Origin of the sequence: Roseovarius sp. MBR-6 (assembly GCF_040547525.1) — a bacterium.
GTDB lineage: Bacteria > Pseudomonadota > Alphaproteobacteria > Rhodobacterales > Rhodobacteraceae > Roseovarius.
Genome location: NZ_JBEPPW010000004.1, coordinates 199,367 through 212,863, shown reverse-complemented (window position 1 = coordinate 212,863; position 13,497 = coordinate 199,367). Strand labels below are relative to the sequence as shown.

Below are 13,497 nucleotides of genomic sequence, written 5' to 3'. Positions count from 1 at the left end.
GCGCGCCGCTCAGCCGCGAAAGCCTGTGGCGACCACGAATTTCTCGGAACTGTCGGCGCGCGAGGCGGGGGGTTTGACGTTGGCGACCTTGTCGAAGCGCTGTTTCAGCAGCTTCTGCAACTCGCCCTCGGCCCCGCCCGCGAGCACCTTGGAGACGAATGTGCCCCCCTCGGCCAGCACGTCGAAGGCGAAATAGGCCGCCGCCTCGCAGAGCGCGATGATGCGCAGATGGTCGGTCTGCTTGTGCCCGGAAGAGGCGGCGGCCATGTCGGACATGACCACATCGGCGCGGCCCCCGAGCCATGCCTTCACCGTCGCGTCGGCATCGTCTGCCATGAAATCGAGCTGATGGATCTCGGCCCCGGCCACCGGCTCGACCTCTTGCAGGTCGATGCCGAGAACCAAGCCCTGCCGCTTGCCGGACTGGTCCCCGAGCGCGTTGACGCGCGGCACCGCCACCTGCAACCAGCCGCCGGGCGCGCAGCCCAGATCGACCACCCGCGCGCCGGGCACAAGAAAGCCGTATTTGTCGTCCAGTTCCATGATCTTGTAGGCCGCCCGCCCGCGATAGCCCTCGGCCTGCGCGCGTTGCACGTAAGGGTCGTTCAACTGCCGTTGCAGCCAGCGTGTCGAGGAGGCGCGCCGCCCGCGCGCCGTCTTGACCTTGACCGTCAGGTCGCGCAGCCCGCGCCCCGAGGTGTTCTTGCCATCCGGTCCCTTGGCCATCACGTCTCTCCTTCGTCGAGCACACCATCGGCGGCCATCTGCGCATAGAGCATCCCCTCGCGCAGCCCGCGATCGGCAACCGAGAGCCGGTCCGTGGGCCAGCACCGCAAGAGCGCCTGAAGGATCGCCGCGCCCGACATGATCAGGGTCTGCCGGTCCTGTCCGATGCGCGGGTCGCGCCTGCGTCCCGCCGGTCCAAGGGTCAGATAGCCCCGGATCACGCGGTCGATCTCGTCGCTGGTCATGGTCATCCCGTCAACCTTGTTGCGGTCATAGCGCCGCAGGCCGAGATGGCTGGCCGCGACGGTTGTGACCGTGCCCGAGGTGCCGACGATCTGAAAGCCGTCGCGCGACGGCTCGTCCTTGTAGGGGGCAAACTCGGCAAGGTTTTCCTCGAAATACCAGCTCATCAGGGCAAAGCGCGCGGCGTCGTCCTCGACATCGCGGAACTGTTCGCGCAGCGTGGCCACCCCAAGCGGCACGCTGATCCAGTCCACCACCCGCGCGGCGGGGCCGGGGGCGGGATTGTGAAAGCCGAGATGCATTTGCATGATGGCGCGGCGGCGCTCGGACGGGGGCAATTCGCGCAGGTCGATCCAGACAAGCTCGGTCGAGCCGCCGCCGATATCCACCACCAGAAGCTGTTCGGTGGTGGGGCTGACCAGCGGCGCGCAGGACACGACGGCAAGCCGCGCCTCTTCCTCGGGCGCGATGATGTCGAGCCTGAGCCCGGTCTCGCGCTCGACCCGGCTCATGAATTCGCGCCCGTTGGTGGCACGACGACAGGCCTCGGTGGCGACAAGGCGCATCCGCGTCACGCGGTGGCGGCGCAGTTTCTGATGACACACGCGCAGCGCCTGAATGGTGCGGTAGATGGCGGCACGCGACAAACGTCCCGAGCTTTCCAGCCCGTTGCCAAGCTGAACCGACTTCGAGAAACTGTCCACGACATGAAACTGACTGCCCTCGGGACGGGCAATCAACATGCGGCAGCTATTTGTTCCAAGATCGAGCGCCGCGTAAAGCGGCGGGCGATCCGGGAGGCTCGGCGCGGGGCTCTCGACCGGCTTCGGGGAAGCGCCCGCACCAATCGGACGCTTGGGCGTCATGACGTCACGCCCTCCATTACAAGTTACCGCTAGCGTAGAGCGAACCGGCCTCCCGCGCAAGGGCCGAGCGCGCGCCTCAGGCCGGTTTGGCGGTGGGGTCGCGGCGCCGGTCCGCATGCAGCGCGCGCCCGCGACGCACGCCGTCGCGCGAGGCCACCTCAGCCAGCCAGCGGGCGAAATGCGGCTTGTCCTCCAGCGTCTGCTGTTGCCCCTCCCAGAGCGAGCACCAGCCCCAGAGCGCCATGTCGGCGATGGAATAGAAATCGCCCGCGACATAATGATTATCCGCCAGTTGTCGGTCGAGCACGCCGTAAAGGCGCGCGACCTCGCTGCGGTAACGGTCCTTGGCGTAGGGGATGTCCTCGGCCGCGAACTTGAGGAAGTGATGCGCCTGACCGGCCATCGGCCCGACGCCACCCATCTGCCACATGAGCCATTGCTCGACCGCGATGCGCTCGCGCTCGGTTTCGCCCAGAAAGCGCCCGGTCTTGCGCGCGAGATAGAGCAGGATCGCGCCCGATTCGAAGATATGGATCGGCGCGCCGTCAGGCCCTTCAGGATCGGTGATCGCGGGAATGCGGTTATTGGGCGAGACGGCGAGGAAGGCAGGCGCATGTTGATCGCCAGCGCCGATGTCGATCAGGTGACAGCGATAGGGCAGGCCCATTTCCTCGAGCGCGATGGAGACCTTCCAGCCGTTCGGTGTGGGCCAGTAATAGAGGTCAATCGGATCTTGCATGGCGTCTCTCCGTCCGGCGGTGCCCGGTCAGAATGACGCTTTGCGGCCCATTGGCAAGGGAATTTCGGCCATGATCCGCGACCAGCGCGGTGCCGCGCGCTCGGGCAGCGCGGCGCGAAGTTGTGCCAGCGACAACCGTTCCGGTGCCCGCAGAAGCGCGCCGTAGAACGGCAGCGCCCCGGGGCGGGTATAGGGCGACCAGTGGCAGATGCGCGCGGCGGGGGGCGCGACGTCGAACCCCGCGCGCGCCAGAAGCTCAAGCGTGGCGGGATCATCGAGTTGCAGCGTCAGGACATTGGCGCCCGTGGGCAGCGAGAGGCCAAGGCTGCGGTCGCCGCGCGCGGGTGCCGAAATCAGGCATTCCAGCATAAAATCGTAAAGATCGTTCTCGCGCGTGGTGACGTTGATCACCTCCGCCGACCGGCCCGCAGGCGAGGCGAGCGCCTGCGCGGCGTTATGGCCGAACTCGGCCCCCGCGAGCAGGATCACGCGGTCGAGCGCGCCCGGCTCAAGATGGGTCAGCGCCGAGAGCACCACCCGCGCGCCAAAGGAATGCGCGATGGCGTGGATGGGGCGGTGCGGCGCGCGGGCGCGCAGGGTCTTGATCGTCGTGGCGAGTGCGGCGCCCGCGCGCGCCGCCTCTCGGTAGGCCTGCCAGAGCGAGCCGCGCGCGTGCCAGCCAAAGCCCACGGCCAGCCCCTCGCCGGGGCGGATGCCGTCGAAACCAAGGCCACGCGGCCAACTGACAACCTTGAAACACTCCCGCTCGGGCGAAAGCGAGAAGATGTGGTGATGCGGGCATTCGGTGGCATGGCCGGGGGCGTATTTGAACCCGTGAACCATCACGATGACAGGGCCGGAGCCGGTATCGGGGATCGTTTCGGGCAGGTCGTCCCCGGCGTTCAGGTGAATGAGCGGCATGGTCCCCAACCCCCACAACATCTTGTGGCAAGGCATTAGGCGCGCCATATGTCGGTGCCGCGACGCTTTGGTTAAATTCCGGTGACAGAGTTGACGCAGGCTGAACCTGCGGCTAAAGCGCAACGCGTGGCGATTTGTTACCGGATTGCGGGCCACGTTAAACATCCCGCTAAAGAGGTCAGGATGAAAGCCCCCTTTCGCTTGACCGCGTCGGGGGCTTTTTCAGTTGGGCCATGCGCCCGGAGGACGGACATGAAGACACGCACCAAACTGGTCCATGGCGGCACGCGGCGCAGCCAGTATAACGAGGTGAGCGAGGCGATTTTCCTCACCCAGGGCTTTGTCTACGAGAGCGCCGAGGCGGCCGAGGCGCGGTTCATTCAGGCGGGCCCGGACGAGTTCATCTATGCCCGTTACGGCAATCCCACCGTGGCCATGTTCGAGGAGCGTATTGCGGCGCTTGAAGGGGCCGAGGACGCCTTTGCCACGGCAAGCGGCATGGCGGCGGTGTCGGGCGCGCTGACCTCGATGCTGCGGGCGGGCGATCACGTGGTGTCGGCGCGGGCGCTGTTCGGGTCGTGCCTTTACGTGCTGGAAGAGGTGCTGACGCGCTTTGGCGTCGAGGTGACCTTCGTCGATGGCACCGATCTTGACCAATGGCGCGCCGCGATCCGGCCGGGCACCAGGGCCGTGTTTTTCGAGACCGTCGCCAACCCGACGCTCGAGGTGATCGACATCGCGGCGGTGGCCGCTCTGGCCCATGCCGCCGGGGCGCTGGTGGTGGTGGACAATGTCTTTGCCACGCCGGTTTATTCGGATGCCATCGCTCAGGGCGCCGATGTGGTGGTCTATTCGGCGACCAAACATATCGACGGGCAGGGGCGGTGCCTTGGCGGGGTGGTTCTGGGACGGCGTGAGTATATCCGCAAGACCCTTGAGCCCTACATGAAGCATACCGGCGGCGCGCTCTCGCCCTTCAACGCGTGGGTGATGCTCAAGGGGCTGGAGACGATTGATCTGCGCGTGCGCGCGCAGTCCGCGAGCGCCCAGACCATCGCCGAGGCGCTCTCGGGGGATGCACGGCTGCGGGTGATCTATCCGGGGCTGGCCGATCATCCGCAGCACGCGCTGGCGCTGCGGCAGATGGGGCAGGGCGGCACGGTGATCGCGCTCGACATCAAGGGCGGGCAGGCGGCGGCGTTCCGGTTTCTCAACGCGCTGGAAATCGTGCTGATTTCCAACAACCTGGGCGACGCGAAATCCATCGTGACGCACCCGGCCACGACCACGCATCAGCGCCTGCCCGCCGAGCAAAAGGCAGCCCTTGGAATCACGCCGGGGCTGGTGCGGCTCAGCGTCGGGCTGGAGGACCCGCAGGACCTGCTCGAGGACCTGCAGCGCGCGCTGGCGGCGGCAGCGGGGTAGCGCCCGCCCACGGCTCAGGTGCGCGGGTCGAGCAGCTTGGACAGGATGCGGTTGCGGGTGATCTGGCCGAGAAGCCGGCCATTCTCGACCACCCCCACCGGGGCGTCATGGTCCTGGGCGGCCGCCATCACCTGCCGGATCGTGGCCTCGGGCGGGACGGTGCGGTCTGGGGCGGCGGCGGGCGGGCCGCTCACCGGCTCCATCATGTCGCGCGCGACCAGGACGCCCAAAGGGTTCATGTGGGCCACGAAATCAGCGACGTATCCGGTGGCGGGATTGGTGAAAATCTCCTGCGGGGTGCCGCATTGCACGATGCGCCCGCCCTCCATGATGGCGATGCGCTGGCCCAGCTTGAACGCCTCGTCAAGGTCGTGGCTGACAAAGATGATGGTGCGCCCGAGTTTCTTTTGCAGGTCGATGAGTTCGTCCTGAAGATGGGTGCGGATCAGCGGATCGAGCGCGGAAAACGGCTCGTCCATCAGCAGGATCGGCGCCTCGGTGGCGAAGGCGCGGGCAAGGCCGACGCGCTGCTGCATGCCGCCCGACAACTCGCCCACCTTGCGCGTGGCCCAGTCCGAAAGGTTCACGAGCGCCAACTGGCGCGTGACCCGATCAGCCCGCTCCGCCTGCGGCACGCCCGCCAGCTCAAGGCCAAGCCCCACGTTTTCGGCCACCGTCCGCCAGGGCAGCAGGCCGAATTGCTGAAACACCATCGCCACATGATGCTGGCGCAGGCGGCGCAGCGTGGCCGCGTCGGCATGGGTGACATCGACCATGCCGTTGCCGTCGTTGATCTCGACCTTGCCGCGCACCACCGGGTTGAGCCCGTTGACCGCGCGCAGGAGCGTGGACTTGCCAGAGCCGGAAAGCCCCATGAGCACGAGGATTTCGCCGGGGGCCACGCTCAGGTCGCAGTCATGCACGCCGAGGACCTGGCCGGTGGCCTGCTGGATCTCCGTGCGTGACTGCCCGTCGTCCATCAGCGGCAGGGCGCGCGCGGGCGTATCGCCAAAGACGATGGACACGCGGTCGAAACGGACGGCCGGGGCGCTCATTTCCGCCCCTCCATCCGCAGCATCCGGTCAAGCACGATGGCCACCACCACGATCATCAGCCCCGCCTCGAAGCCAAGCGCGATATTCACCGTGTTGATCGCCCTGAGCACCGGCACGCCAAGCCCGTCCGCGCCGACAAGTGCCCCGATCACCACCATGGAGAGCGACAGCATGATGGTCTGATTGAGCCCCGCCATGATCTGCGGCAGCGCATAGGGCAGTTCCACCTTCCACAGCGTCTGCCGGCCCGTCGCCCCGAACGCCTGCGCCGCCTCCAGAAGCGGCTGAGGCGTCGAGGCCACGCCAAGATGCGTGAGGCGAATGGGGGCCGGGACCACGAAGATCACCGTGGCAATGAGGCCCGGCACCATGCCGATGCCGAAAAACACGATCGCCGGAATGAGATAGACAAATGCGGGCAGGGTCTGCATGAGATCGAGCACGGGGCGCATCCCGTCATAAAGGCGCGGGCGGTGTGCCGCCGCGATGCCGATGGGAACCCCGATCGCCATGCAGACAAGGCAGGAGGTCAGCACCAGCGTCAGGCTCTCGGTGGTCTCGATCCAGTAGCCCTGGTTGAGGATGAAGAGAAAGCCAAGGAAGACGAAAAGGCAGGTCTTCCAGTTGCGTTGCAAGGCCCAGGTGAGGCCCACGAAAATCGCAATGATCACAATGGGGTGGGGCGTCTGGAGCAGCCAGAGAAGGGCGTCGATCAGCCCCTCCATCACCGCTGCCATCCCGTCGAAGAAGGCCGCGCCATGGTCCTGAAGCCAGAGGAAGAAATCCTCGGCCCACCGGCCCACGGGGATCTTGTGCTCGGTCAGCCAGTCCATGGGGCACTCCTTTCACGCGGGGCGAAAGGGGCGGCGCGGGCCGCCCCGTTCGCTCTCAAAGCCCGAGCGCGGATGTGACCGCCGCCATCGCGTCGCCGCCGTCCTGCGTGGTCACGCCGTCGAGCCAGCCGTCCAGAACGCCGGGATTTTCCTTGAGCCAGGCGCTTGCCGCGACCTCGGGCTTGGCTCCATCGTCAAGGATCGCGCCCATGATCTCGTTTTCCATGGCGAGGGTAAATTCGAGGTTTTGCAATAGCTTACCTACGTTCGGACACTCCGCCACAAAACCCGCGCGGGTGTTGGTGGCAACCACCGCGCCGCCCAGATCGGGGCCGAACCAGTCGTCGCCGCCCTCCAGATAGGTCAGCTCGAAATTGGCGTTCATCGGGTGCGGCTCCCAGCCGAGGAACACGACCGGCTCATCCCGGCGGTCGGCGCGCGCGACCTGCGCGAGCATCCCCTGTTCGGAGCTTTCGCGCAGCTTGAACCCGCCAAGGCCGAACGCATCGGCCTCGATCATGTCGAGGATCAGACGGTTGCCGTCATTGCCCGGCTCGATGCCGTAGATGGTCGCCTCCAGCGCCTCGGCCTGCCCTGCGATGGCCTCGAACGAGGTGATCCCGAGCGCGGCCCCGGCGGCGTTCGTGGCCAGCGTATACTTGGCCCCGACAAGGTTGGTGCGCACGGTGTCCACGGTCCCGGCCTCGCGGTAGGGGGCGATATCGGCCTCCATCGTTGGCATCCAGTTGCCCAGGAAAACGTCGATATCGCCCTTGGCGAGCGAGGTGTAGGTCACGGGCACCGAAAGCACCTTGATGTCGGTCTCGTATCCCAAAGCCTCCAGCACCACGGTGGTGGCGGCGGTGGTGGCGGTGATGTCGGTCCAGCCCACATCGGAGAAGGTCACGCGCTCGCAATTGGCCAGCGCAGGGCCGGCGGCGAGCGTGAGCGCAAGGGCGGAAAGGGTCAGCTTGGGGGTCATGGTCATGTCTCTCCCGATGTCGGATTTTCGTTGGCGTCGGGCCCGGCGACGAAACGCCACCGGGCCCCGTGCAATCGCGCGGGCTGGCTTCAGGCCATCCACCAACGCTCGATGAAGCGCATCCCGTCCACGTCCCAGTTGGAGCCGAGCGTGTCGGAATGGGCGACCTTGGTGGAATTGCCGAAGACATAGTTGGCGAACATCGGGATCACCACGCCGCCATCGTTCGACACGATGGCCTGCATCTCGTGATACATCGCGCGGCGCTTGTCCTCGTCAAGCTCCGAGCGCGCCTTGATCAACAGGTCCTCGAAACGGTCATTGCACCAGAAGCTGTCATTCCACGCAGCCCCGCACTGATAGGCGGTCGAGAACATCTGATCCTCGACCGAGCGGCCCGACCAGTAGACGGCAGCGAAGGGCTTCTTCATCCAGACATCCGACCAGTAGCCGTCATTGGGCTCGCGCACCGGGGTGAGCGAAATACCGGCCTGGGCGGCGGAATCCTGTGAGAGCACGGCTGCATCCACGGCCCCGACAAAGGCTGCATCCGCCGCCGAAAGCTTGACCTCGAGCTTGTCGATCCCGGCCTGCTGAAGGTGCCATTTCGCCTTGTCGGGATCGAAACTGCGCTGTTCCAGATCGCTGTTGAAAAAGCGCTGGCCAGGCCCGATGGGGTGGTCATTGCCGACCGAGCCATAGCCGAACAGGATCTTGTCCACCAATTGCTGCCGGTCCACCGCGTATTTGAGGGCAAGGCGCACGTGGTTGTTGCTGAACGGATCGGCGCGGGTGTCCATGGCGAAGGTGTAGTGCTGCGTCCCCGCGACCGAGTTGATCTGGATATTGGGGTTGCGTGCCAGAAGGCCCACGGTCTTGAGGTCGAGCCGGTCGGCCACATCCACATCGCCGGACACCAGCGCCGTGGTGCGCGCGTTCTGATCGACGATGGCGATGATCTCGGCGCTGTCGAACCAGGCCACGTCATCGCGCCAGTGGTTCGGGTTGCGCTCCATCTCGCAAGAGACGCCGGGGTTGAAGTTCCTGAGCACATAGCTGCCGCAGCCGTCGCCCGACTGCCAGTCGATGCTGTCGCCATTGGCGGGGCAGATCGTCAGGTGATAATCCGACAGGATGAAGGGAAAGTCGGCATTGCCGCCATCGAGGGTAAAGATCACCATGTCGTCGCCCTCGGTGGCGATATCGGTGATCGGCGCGACCAGCGGGCCGGCGGCGGAGGTGGAGTTTTCGCCCCGGTGAAAGTTGATCGAATTGGCCACGTCCGTGGCGGTCACCGCCTTGCCGGAATGAAAGGTCACGCCCGAGCGGACCTTGAAGCGCCAGACCGAGGCATCGGCCGAGGCCTCCCAGCTTTCGGCCACTTCGGGGATGAGCGCGCCCTCGGCTGTCACTTCGGTCAGGCGGCCATGCACCGGAAAGCTGACCGAGGTCATGAAGCTGTTGGAATAGGTGCCGGGGTTGAGCGTGTCGGTGGTCTGGCCATGGCCGATGGCCACGCGCAGATGGCCGCCACGCTTGGGCGCGGCCTGGGCCGCGCGGGGCATGGACGCGGCGAGCGCCACACCGGCGGTTCCGGCCATGAATCCGCGACGGTTCATCCCGCCGTTGAAAATCCGTGTCATGTTCATTTCTCCCGTGGTTTCATCCGGCCTGCCTCTGCTTGCGGCGGGCGGCCGGTTCTTATCTGCTAAGGCTAATATGACGTTGGCGTGAAACACAACGCCGTTTTGGTGATGACGGTGCCCGGTATCGTCCTCCCGGTTTATTGATTGACGAGTCAATTAAACACGCTTACCCCCGTCTGGCAAGAATTTGGAGAGCGGTCATGCCCAAGCTGGGAATGGAGCCCATCCGGCGCGGCGCGCTGGTCGAGGCGACGATCCATGAGATCGGCGCGCATGGCGCGCTTGATGTGACGGTGGCGCAGATCGCGCGGCGCGCGGGCATGTCAAGCGCGCTCGCGCACCATTATTTCGGCTCCAAGGAGGCGATGTTCGCCGCCGCCATGCGCCATGTGCTCACGCTTTACGGCGCCGAGGTGCGTGGCGCGCTTCTCATGGCAAAGACCCCGCGCGCGCGGCTCGAGGCGATCATCCGCGCCAGTTTCACGCCCGCGCAGTTCCGCCCCGAGATGGTCGCGGCCTGGCTCAATTTCTACGTGCAGGCGCAGCGCTCGGCCGAGGCGCGCAGGCTCTTGCATGTCTATCAGCGGCGGCTGCGCTCGAACCTGCACCATGCCTTTCGCCAGATCGCGCCCGGTCACGCGCGCACGCTGACGCGCGGGCTCGCGGCCATGATCGACGGGCTTTACCTGCGTCAGGCGCTCGGCGAGGGCGGCATCGCGCCCGAGACTGCGATTGCCGTGCTGCTGCATTACCTTGACACATCCCTCCCGGAGGCAACGCGATGACCAAACCCAACATCCTCATTTTCATGGTCGATCAGCTCAACGGCACGCTCTTTCCCGATGGCCCCGCCGATTGGCTTCACGCGCCCAATCTCAAGCGGCTGGCGGTGCGCTCCACACGCTTTGCCAATGCCTATACCGCCTCGCCGTTGTGCGCGCCGGGGCGGGCAAGCTTCATGTCGGGGCTTCTGCCCTCGCGCTCCCGCGTCTACGACAACGCCGCCGAGTTCGCCGCCGACATTCCCACCTATGCCCATCACCTGCGCCGCGCGGGCTATCAAACCTGTCTTTCGGGCAAGATGCATTTCGTCGGCCCCGATCAGCTGCACGGGTTCGAGGAACGCCTGACCACCGATATCTACCCCGCCGATTTCGGCTGGACGCCCGATTACCGCAAACCGGGCGAGCGGATCGACTGGTGGTATCACAACATGGGCTCGGTCACGGGCGCGGGCGTGGCCGAGATTTCCAACCAGATGGAATATGACGACGAGGTCGCCTACAATGCCACCCGCAAGGTCTATGACCTCGCGCGCGGGCATGATGCGCGGCCCTGGTGCCTGACGGTCAGCTTCACCCATCCGCACGATCCTTACGTGGCGCGGCGCAAATACTGGGACCTCTACGAGGGATGCGAGCACCTGCTGCCGCAGGTTCCGGCGATGGCCTACGAGGATCACGACGCGCATTCCAAACGTATTTTCGACGCCAACGACTGGCGCAGCTACACCATCACCGAGGATCAGGTCGCCCGCGCCCGCCGCGCCTATTTTGCCAATATCTCCTATCTCGATGACAAGATCGGCGAGGTGATGGCCGCCCTGGAGACGACGCGGCAGGAGGCGATCATCCTTTTCGTCTCGGACCATGGTGACATGCTGGGCGAGCGGGGCCTGTGGTACAAGATGTCCTTTTACGAGGGGTCCGCCCGCGTGCCGATGATGATCTCGGCCCCCGGCATGGCCCCCGGCCTTGTGAGCGATCCGGTCAGCACCATCGACGTCTGCCCGACGCTGTGTGATCTGGCAGGCGCGGACATGTCCGAAATCATGCCCTGGACCGAGGGGCAATCGCTGGTCTATCTCGGGCAGGGCGGCAGGCGCGAGGCCCCCGTGGCGATGGAATACGCCGCCGAGGCGTCTTATGCCCCGCTCGTGTCGCTGCGCTATGGCAAGTGGAAATACAACCGCTGCACGCTCGATCCCGATCAGTTGTTCGATCTTCACGCCGACCCCCATGAGCTGACCAACCTCGCGGATGACCCCGCCCATGCGGGCACGCTGGCACAATTGCGCGCCAAGGCGGCCGCGCGATGGGATCTCGATGCCTTTGACGCGCAGGTCCGCGAAAGCCAGGCGCGGCGTTGGGTGGTCTACGAGGCGCTTCGTCAGGGCGGCTATTACCCCTGGGATTACCAGCCGCTGCAAAAGGCCTCCGAGCGCTACATGCGCAACCACATGGATCTCAACGTGCTGGAGGAAAACCAGCGCTTCCCGAGGGGCGAATGATGGCTTCATCTTGCCGTAAATATCCAATTCACGACATCGGCCACGGGCGGGGCCACTGATGGAGGCCGATTACGTCATCGTGGGTGCCGGAAGCGCGGGCTGCGCCATGGCCTATCGCCTTTCGGAGGCGGGCAAATCCGTGCTGGTGATCGAACATGGCGGCACCGATGCGGGCCCCTTCATCCAGATGCCCGGTGCGCTGAGCTATCCGATGAACATGCGCCGCTATGACTGGGGCTACCGCACCGAGCCCGAGCCGCATCTGGGCGGGCGCCGTCTGGCCTGTCCGCGCGGCAAGGTGATCGGCGGGTCGTCGTCGATCAACGGCATGGTCTATGTGCGCGGCCACGCGCGCGACTATGACCACTGGCGCGATCAGGGCTGCGACGGCTGGGGCTATGCGGATGTGCTGCCGTATTTCAAGCGCATGGAGGCCTGGGACGACGGCGGCCATGGCGGCGATGCCGACTGGCGCGGCAAGGATGGCCCGCTCCATGTCACGCGGGGCGCGATGGCCAATCCGCTCACGCGGGCGTTCATCGCGGCGGGGGTGCAGGCGGGCTATCCGGCGACCAGCGACTATAACGGCGCGCAGCAAGAGGGGTTCGGCCCCTTCGAGATGACGGTCTACAAGGGTCGGCGCTGGTCGGCGGCCAATGCCTATCTGCGCCCCGCACTCAAACGCCCGAATTGCGAGCTGCTGCGCGGGCTGGTGCAACGGGTGGTCATCGAGGAGGGCCGCGCGACCGGCGTCGAGGTGCTGCGCGGCGGGCAGACCGAGGTCGTGCGCGCCCGCGCCGAGGTGATCCTTGCCGCGTCGTCGATCAACTCTCCCAAGCTTCTGATGCTGTCCGGGATTGGCCCGGCGGCGCATCTGGCCGAACATGGCATCGAGGTGCGGGCCGACCGCCCCGGCGTGGGGCAGAACCTTCAGGATCATCTGGAGCTTTATATCCAGATGGCCGCCAGCCAGCCAGTCAGCCTCTACAAATACTGGAACCTCTTCGGCAAGGGCTGGGTGGGCTTGCGCTGGCTCCTGGGCAAGCGCGGGCCGGGGGCCAGCAACCAGTTTGAAAGCTGCGGTTTCATCCGGTCAAACGCGGGCGTCGATTACCCCGATATCCAGTTCCATTTCCTGCCCATTGCCGTGCGCTATGACGGCCGCGCCGCCGCCGAAGGGCACGGCTTTCAGGCCCATGTCGGGCCGATGCGCAGCTTGTCGCGGGGCGCGGTGACCTTGCGCAGCAAGGATCCCGCCGCCGATCCGGTGATCCGCTTCAACTACATGAGCGAAGAGAGCGACTGGGTCGATTTCCGCCGCTCTATCCGGCTGACGCGCGAGATTTTCGCGCAGGACGCCTTTGCGCCCTACGCCAAGCATGAGATCCAGCCCGGCGCGGCGGTGCAGAGCGACGACGCGCTCGATGAGTTCATCCGCGACCATGCCGAGAGCGCCTATCACCCCTGTGGCACCTGCAAGATGGGGCGCGCGGATGATCCCTTGGCGGTGGTCGACCCCAAAGGCCGGGTGATCGGGGTGGACGGCTTGCGCGTGGCTGATTCGAGCATTTTTCCCCGCATCACCAACGGCAATCTCAACGCGCCTTCGATCATGGCGGGCGAAAAGATCGCCGATGCGGTGCTGGGCCGGTCCCTGCCGCCGGAAAATGCCGAACCGTGGCTGCATCCCGACTGGCAAACCCGGCAGCGTTAACCTTCTGTTAACGTTTTGATTGCGTTGAGCGGCTTGTCCCCGGCATAAGGGGGCATG

Annotated in this window: 12 protein-coding genes and 1 riboswitch; of the genes, 4 read left to right on the top strand and 8 right to left on the bottom strand. The window is 65.9% G+C overall.

Features of this window, described 5'->3' with window-relative positions; genetic code table 11:
- Positions 1–9: 9 nt before the first annotated feature.
- From ABIE57_RS07615 to ABIE57_RS07600, 4 genes are all read right to left on the bottom strand, one after another.
- Complete coding sequence (locus tag ABIE57_RS07615) at positions 10–726, bottom strand: RlmE family RNA methyltransferase (RefSeq protein ID WP_354538404.1); 717 nt, start codon at positions 724–726, stop codon at positions 10–12.
- Entirely contained in the window at positions 726–1,835 is a 1,110-nt protein-coding gene (locus ABIE57_RS07610) for a Ppx/GppA phosphatase family protein (protein WP_354538403.1), read from the bottom strand. Before ABIE57_RS07610 ends, ABIE57_RS07615 begins: the two co-directional genes overlap by 1 nt.
- A gap of 76 nt (positions 1,836–1,911) precedes the next feature.
- Positions 1,912–2,574, bottom strand: a complete 663-nt coding sequence (locus ABIE57_RS07605) for a glutathione S-transferase N-terminal domain-containing protein (RefSeq protein WP_354538402.1) — start codon at positions 2,572–2,574, stop codon at positions 1,912–1,914.
- 27 nt (positions 2,575–2,601) lie between these two features.
- Positions 2,602–3,495 (bottom strand): alpha/beta hydrolase, encoded by an 894-nt coding sequence (locus ABIE57_RS07600; RefSeq protein ID WP_354538401.1) that lies wholly within the window; start codon positions 3,493–3,495, stop codon positions 2,602–2,604.
- Between the two features lie 116 nt (positions 3,496–3,611).
- A riboswitch (SAM riboswitch) is annotated at positions 3,612–3,689 on the top strand.
- 58 nt (positions 3,690–3,747) lie between these two features.
- Here ABIE57_RS07600 and metZ point away from each other — a divergent pair.
- On the top strand, positions 3,748–4,920 hold the full coding sequence (gene metZ / locus ABIE57_RS07595) for an O-succinylhomoserine sulfhydrylase (protein WP_354538400.1): 1,173 nt from the start codon (positions 3,748–3,750) through the stop codon (positions 4,918–4,920).
- Positions 4,921–4,934: 14 nt separating this feature from the next.
- On the opposite strand, the gene choV is transcribed toward metZ, so the two are convergent.
- From choV to ABIE57_RS07575, 4 genes are all read right to left on the bottom strand, one after another.
- Positions 4,935–5,975: a choline ABC transporter ATP-binding protein gene (gene choV, locus ABIE57_RS07590; RefSeq protein ID WP_354538399.1), complete on the bottom strand. Its 1,041-nt coding sequence runs from the start codon at positions 5,973–5,975 to the stop codon at positions 4,935–4,937.
- Positions 5,972–6,808 (bottom strand): choline ABC transporter permease subunit, encoded by an 837-nt coding sequence (gene choW / locus ABIE57_RS07585; RefSeq protein WP_354538398.1) that lies wholly within the window; start codon positions 6,806–6,808, stop codon positions 5,972–5,974. The genes choV and choW overlap by 4 nt, the downstream gene beginning before the upstream one ends.
- A 55-nt stretch (positions 6,809–6,863) precedes the next feature.
- A complete protein-coding gene (choX, locus tag ABIE57_RS07580) occupies positions 6,864–7,790 on the bottom strand; it encodes a choline ABC transporter substrate-binding protein (protein ID WP_354538476.1) in 927 nt (308 codons plus the stop codon).
- An 89-nt stretch (positions 7,791–7,879) separates the two neighbouring features.
- A complete protein-coding gene (locus ABIE57_RS07575; RefSeq protein WP_354538397.1) occupies positions 7,880–9,433 on the bottom strand; it encodes an ABC transporter substrate-binding protein in 1,554 nt (517 codons plus the stop codon).
- A 203-nt stretch (positions 9,434–9,636) separates the two neighbouring features.
- Here ABIE57_RS07575 and betI point away from each other — a divergent pair, with 203 nt between their 5' ends.
- The 3 genes from betI to betA are packed head-to-tail and all read left to right on the top strand — an operon-like array spanning position 9,637 to position 13,440.
- The gene (gene betI, locus ABIE57_RS07570) at positions 9,637–10,221 is read left to right on the top strand and encodes a transcriptional regulator BetI (protein WP_354538396.1); all 585 of its coding nucleotides are present in this window, start codon (positions 9,637–9,639) and stop codon (positions 10,219–10,221) included.
- On the top strand, positions 10,218–11,726 hold the full coding sequence (gene betC / locus ABIE57_RS07565) for a choline-sulfatase (RefSeq protein ID WP_354538395.1): 1,509 nt from the start codon (positions 10,218–10,220) through the stop codon (positions 11,724–11,726). The genes betI and betC overlap by 4 nt, the downstream gene beginning before the upstream one ends.
- 58 nt (positions 11,727–11,784) lie before the next feature.
- Entirely contained in the window at positions 11,785–13,440 is a 1,656-nt protein-coding gene (gene betA / locus ABIE57_RS07560; RefSeq protein ID WP_354538394.1) for a choline dehydrogenase, read from the top strand.
- Positions 13,441–13,497: the final 57 nt, after the last annotated feature.

What these genes read in the sequence shown, in the direction of transcription:
- ABIE57_RS07615 (WP_354538404.1), bottom strand. Translation starts at nt 726, where the DNA reads ATGGCCAAGGGACCGGATGGCAAGAACACCTCGGGGCGCGGGCTGCGC.
- ABIE57_RS07610 (WP_354538403.1), bottom strand. Translation starts at nt 1,835, where the DNA reads ATGACGCCCAAGCGTCCGATTGGTGCGGGCGCTTCCCCGAAGCCGGTC.
- ABIE57_RS07605 (WP_354538402.1), bottom strand. Translation starts at nt 2,574, where the DNA reads ATGCAAGATCCGATTGACCTCTATTACTGGCCCACACCGAACGGCTGG.
- ABIE57_RS07600 (WP_354538401.1), bottom strand. Translation starts at nt 3,495, where the DNA reads ATGCCGCTCATTCACCTGAACGCCGGGGACGACCTGCCCGAAACGATC.
- metZ (WP_354538400.1), top strand. Translation starts at nt 3,748, where the DNA reads ATGAAGACACGCACCAAACTGGTCCATGGCGGCACGCGGCGCAGCCAG.
- choV (WP_354538399.1), bottom strand. Translation starts at nt 5,975, where the DNA reads ATGAGCGCCCCGGCCGTCCGTTTCGACCGCGTGTCCATCGTCTTTGGC.
- choW (WP_354538398.1), bottom strand. Translation starts at nt 6,808, where the DNA reads ATGGACTGGCTGACCGAGCACAAGATCCCCGTGGGCCGGTGGGCCGAG.
- choX (WP_354538476.1), bottom strand. Translation starts at nt 7,790, where the DNA reads ATGACCCCCAAGCTGACCCTTTCCGCCCTTGCGCTCACGCTCGCCGCC.
- ABIE57_RS07575 (WP_354538397.1), bottom strand. Translation starts at nt 9,433, where the DNA reads ATGACACGGATTTTCAACGGCGGGATGAACCGTCGCGGATTCATGGCC.
- betI (WP_354538396.1), top strand. Translation starts at nt 9,637, where the DNA reads ATGCCCAAGCTGGGAATGGAGCCCATCCGGCGCGGCGCGCTGGTCGAG.
- betC (WP_354538395.1), top strand. Translation starts at nt 10,218, where the DNA reads ATGACCAAACCCAACATCCTCATTTTCATGGTCGATCAGCTCAACGGC.
- betA (WP_354538394.1), top strand. Translation starts at nt 11,785, where the DNA reads ATGGAGGCCGATTACGTCATCGTGGGTGCCGGAAGCGCGGGCTGCGCC.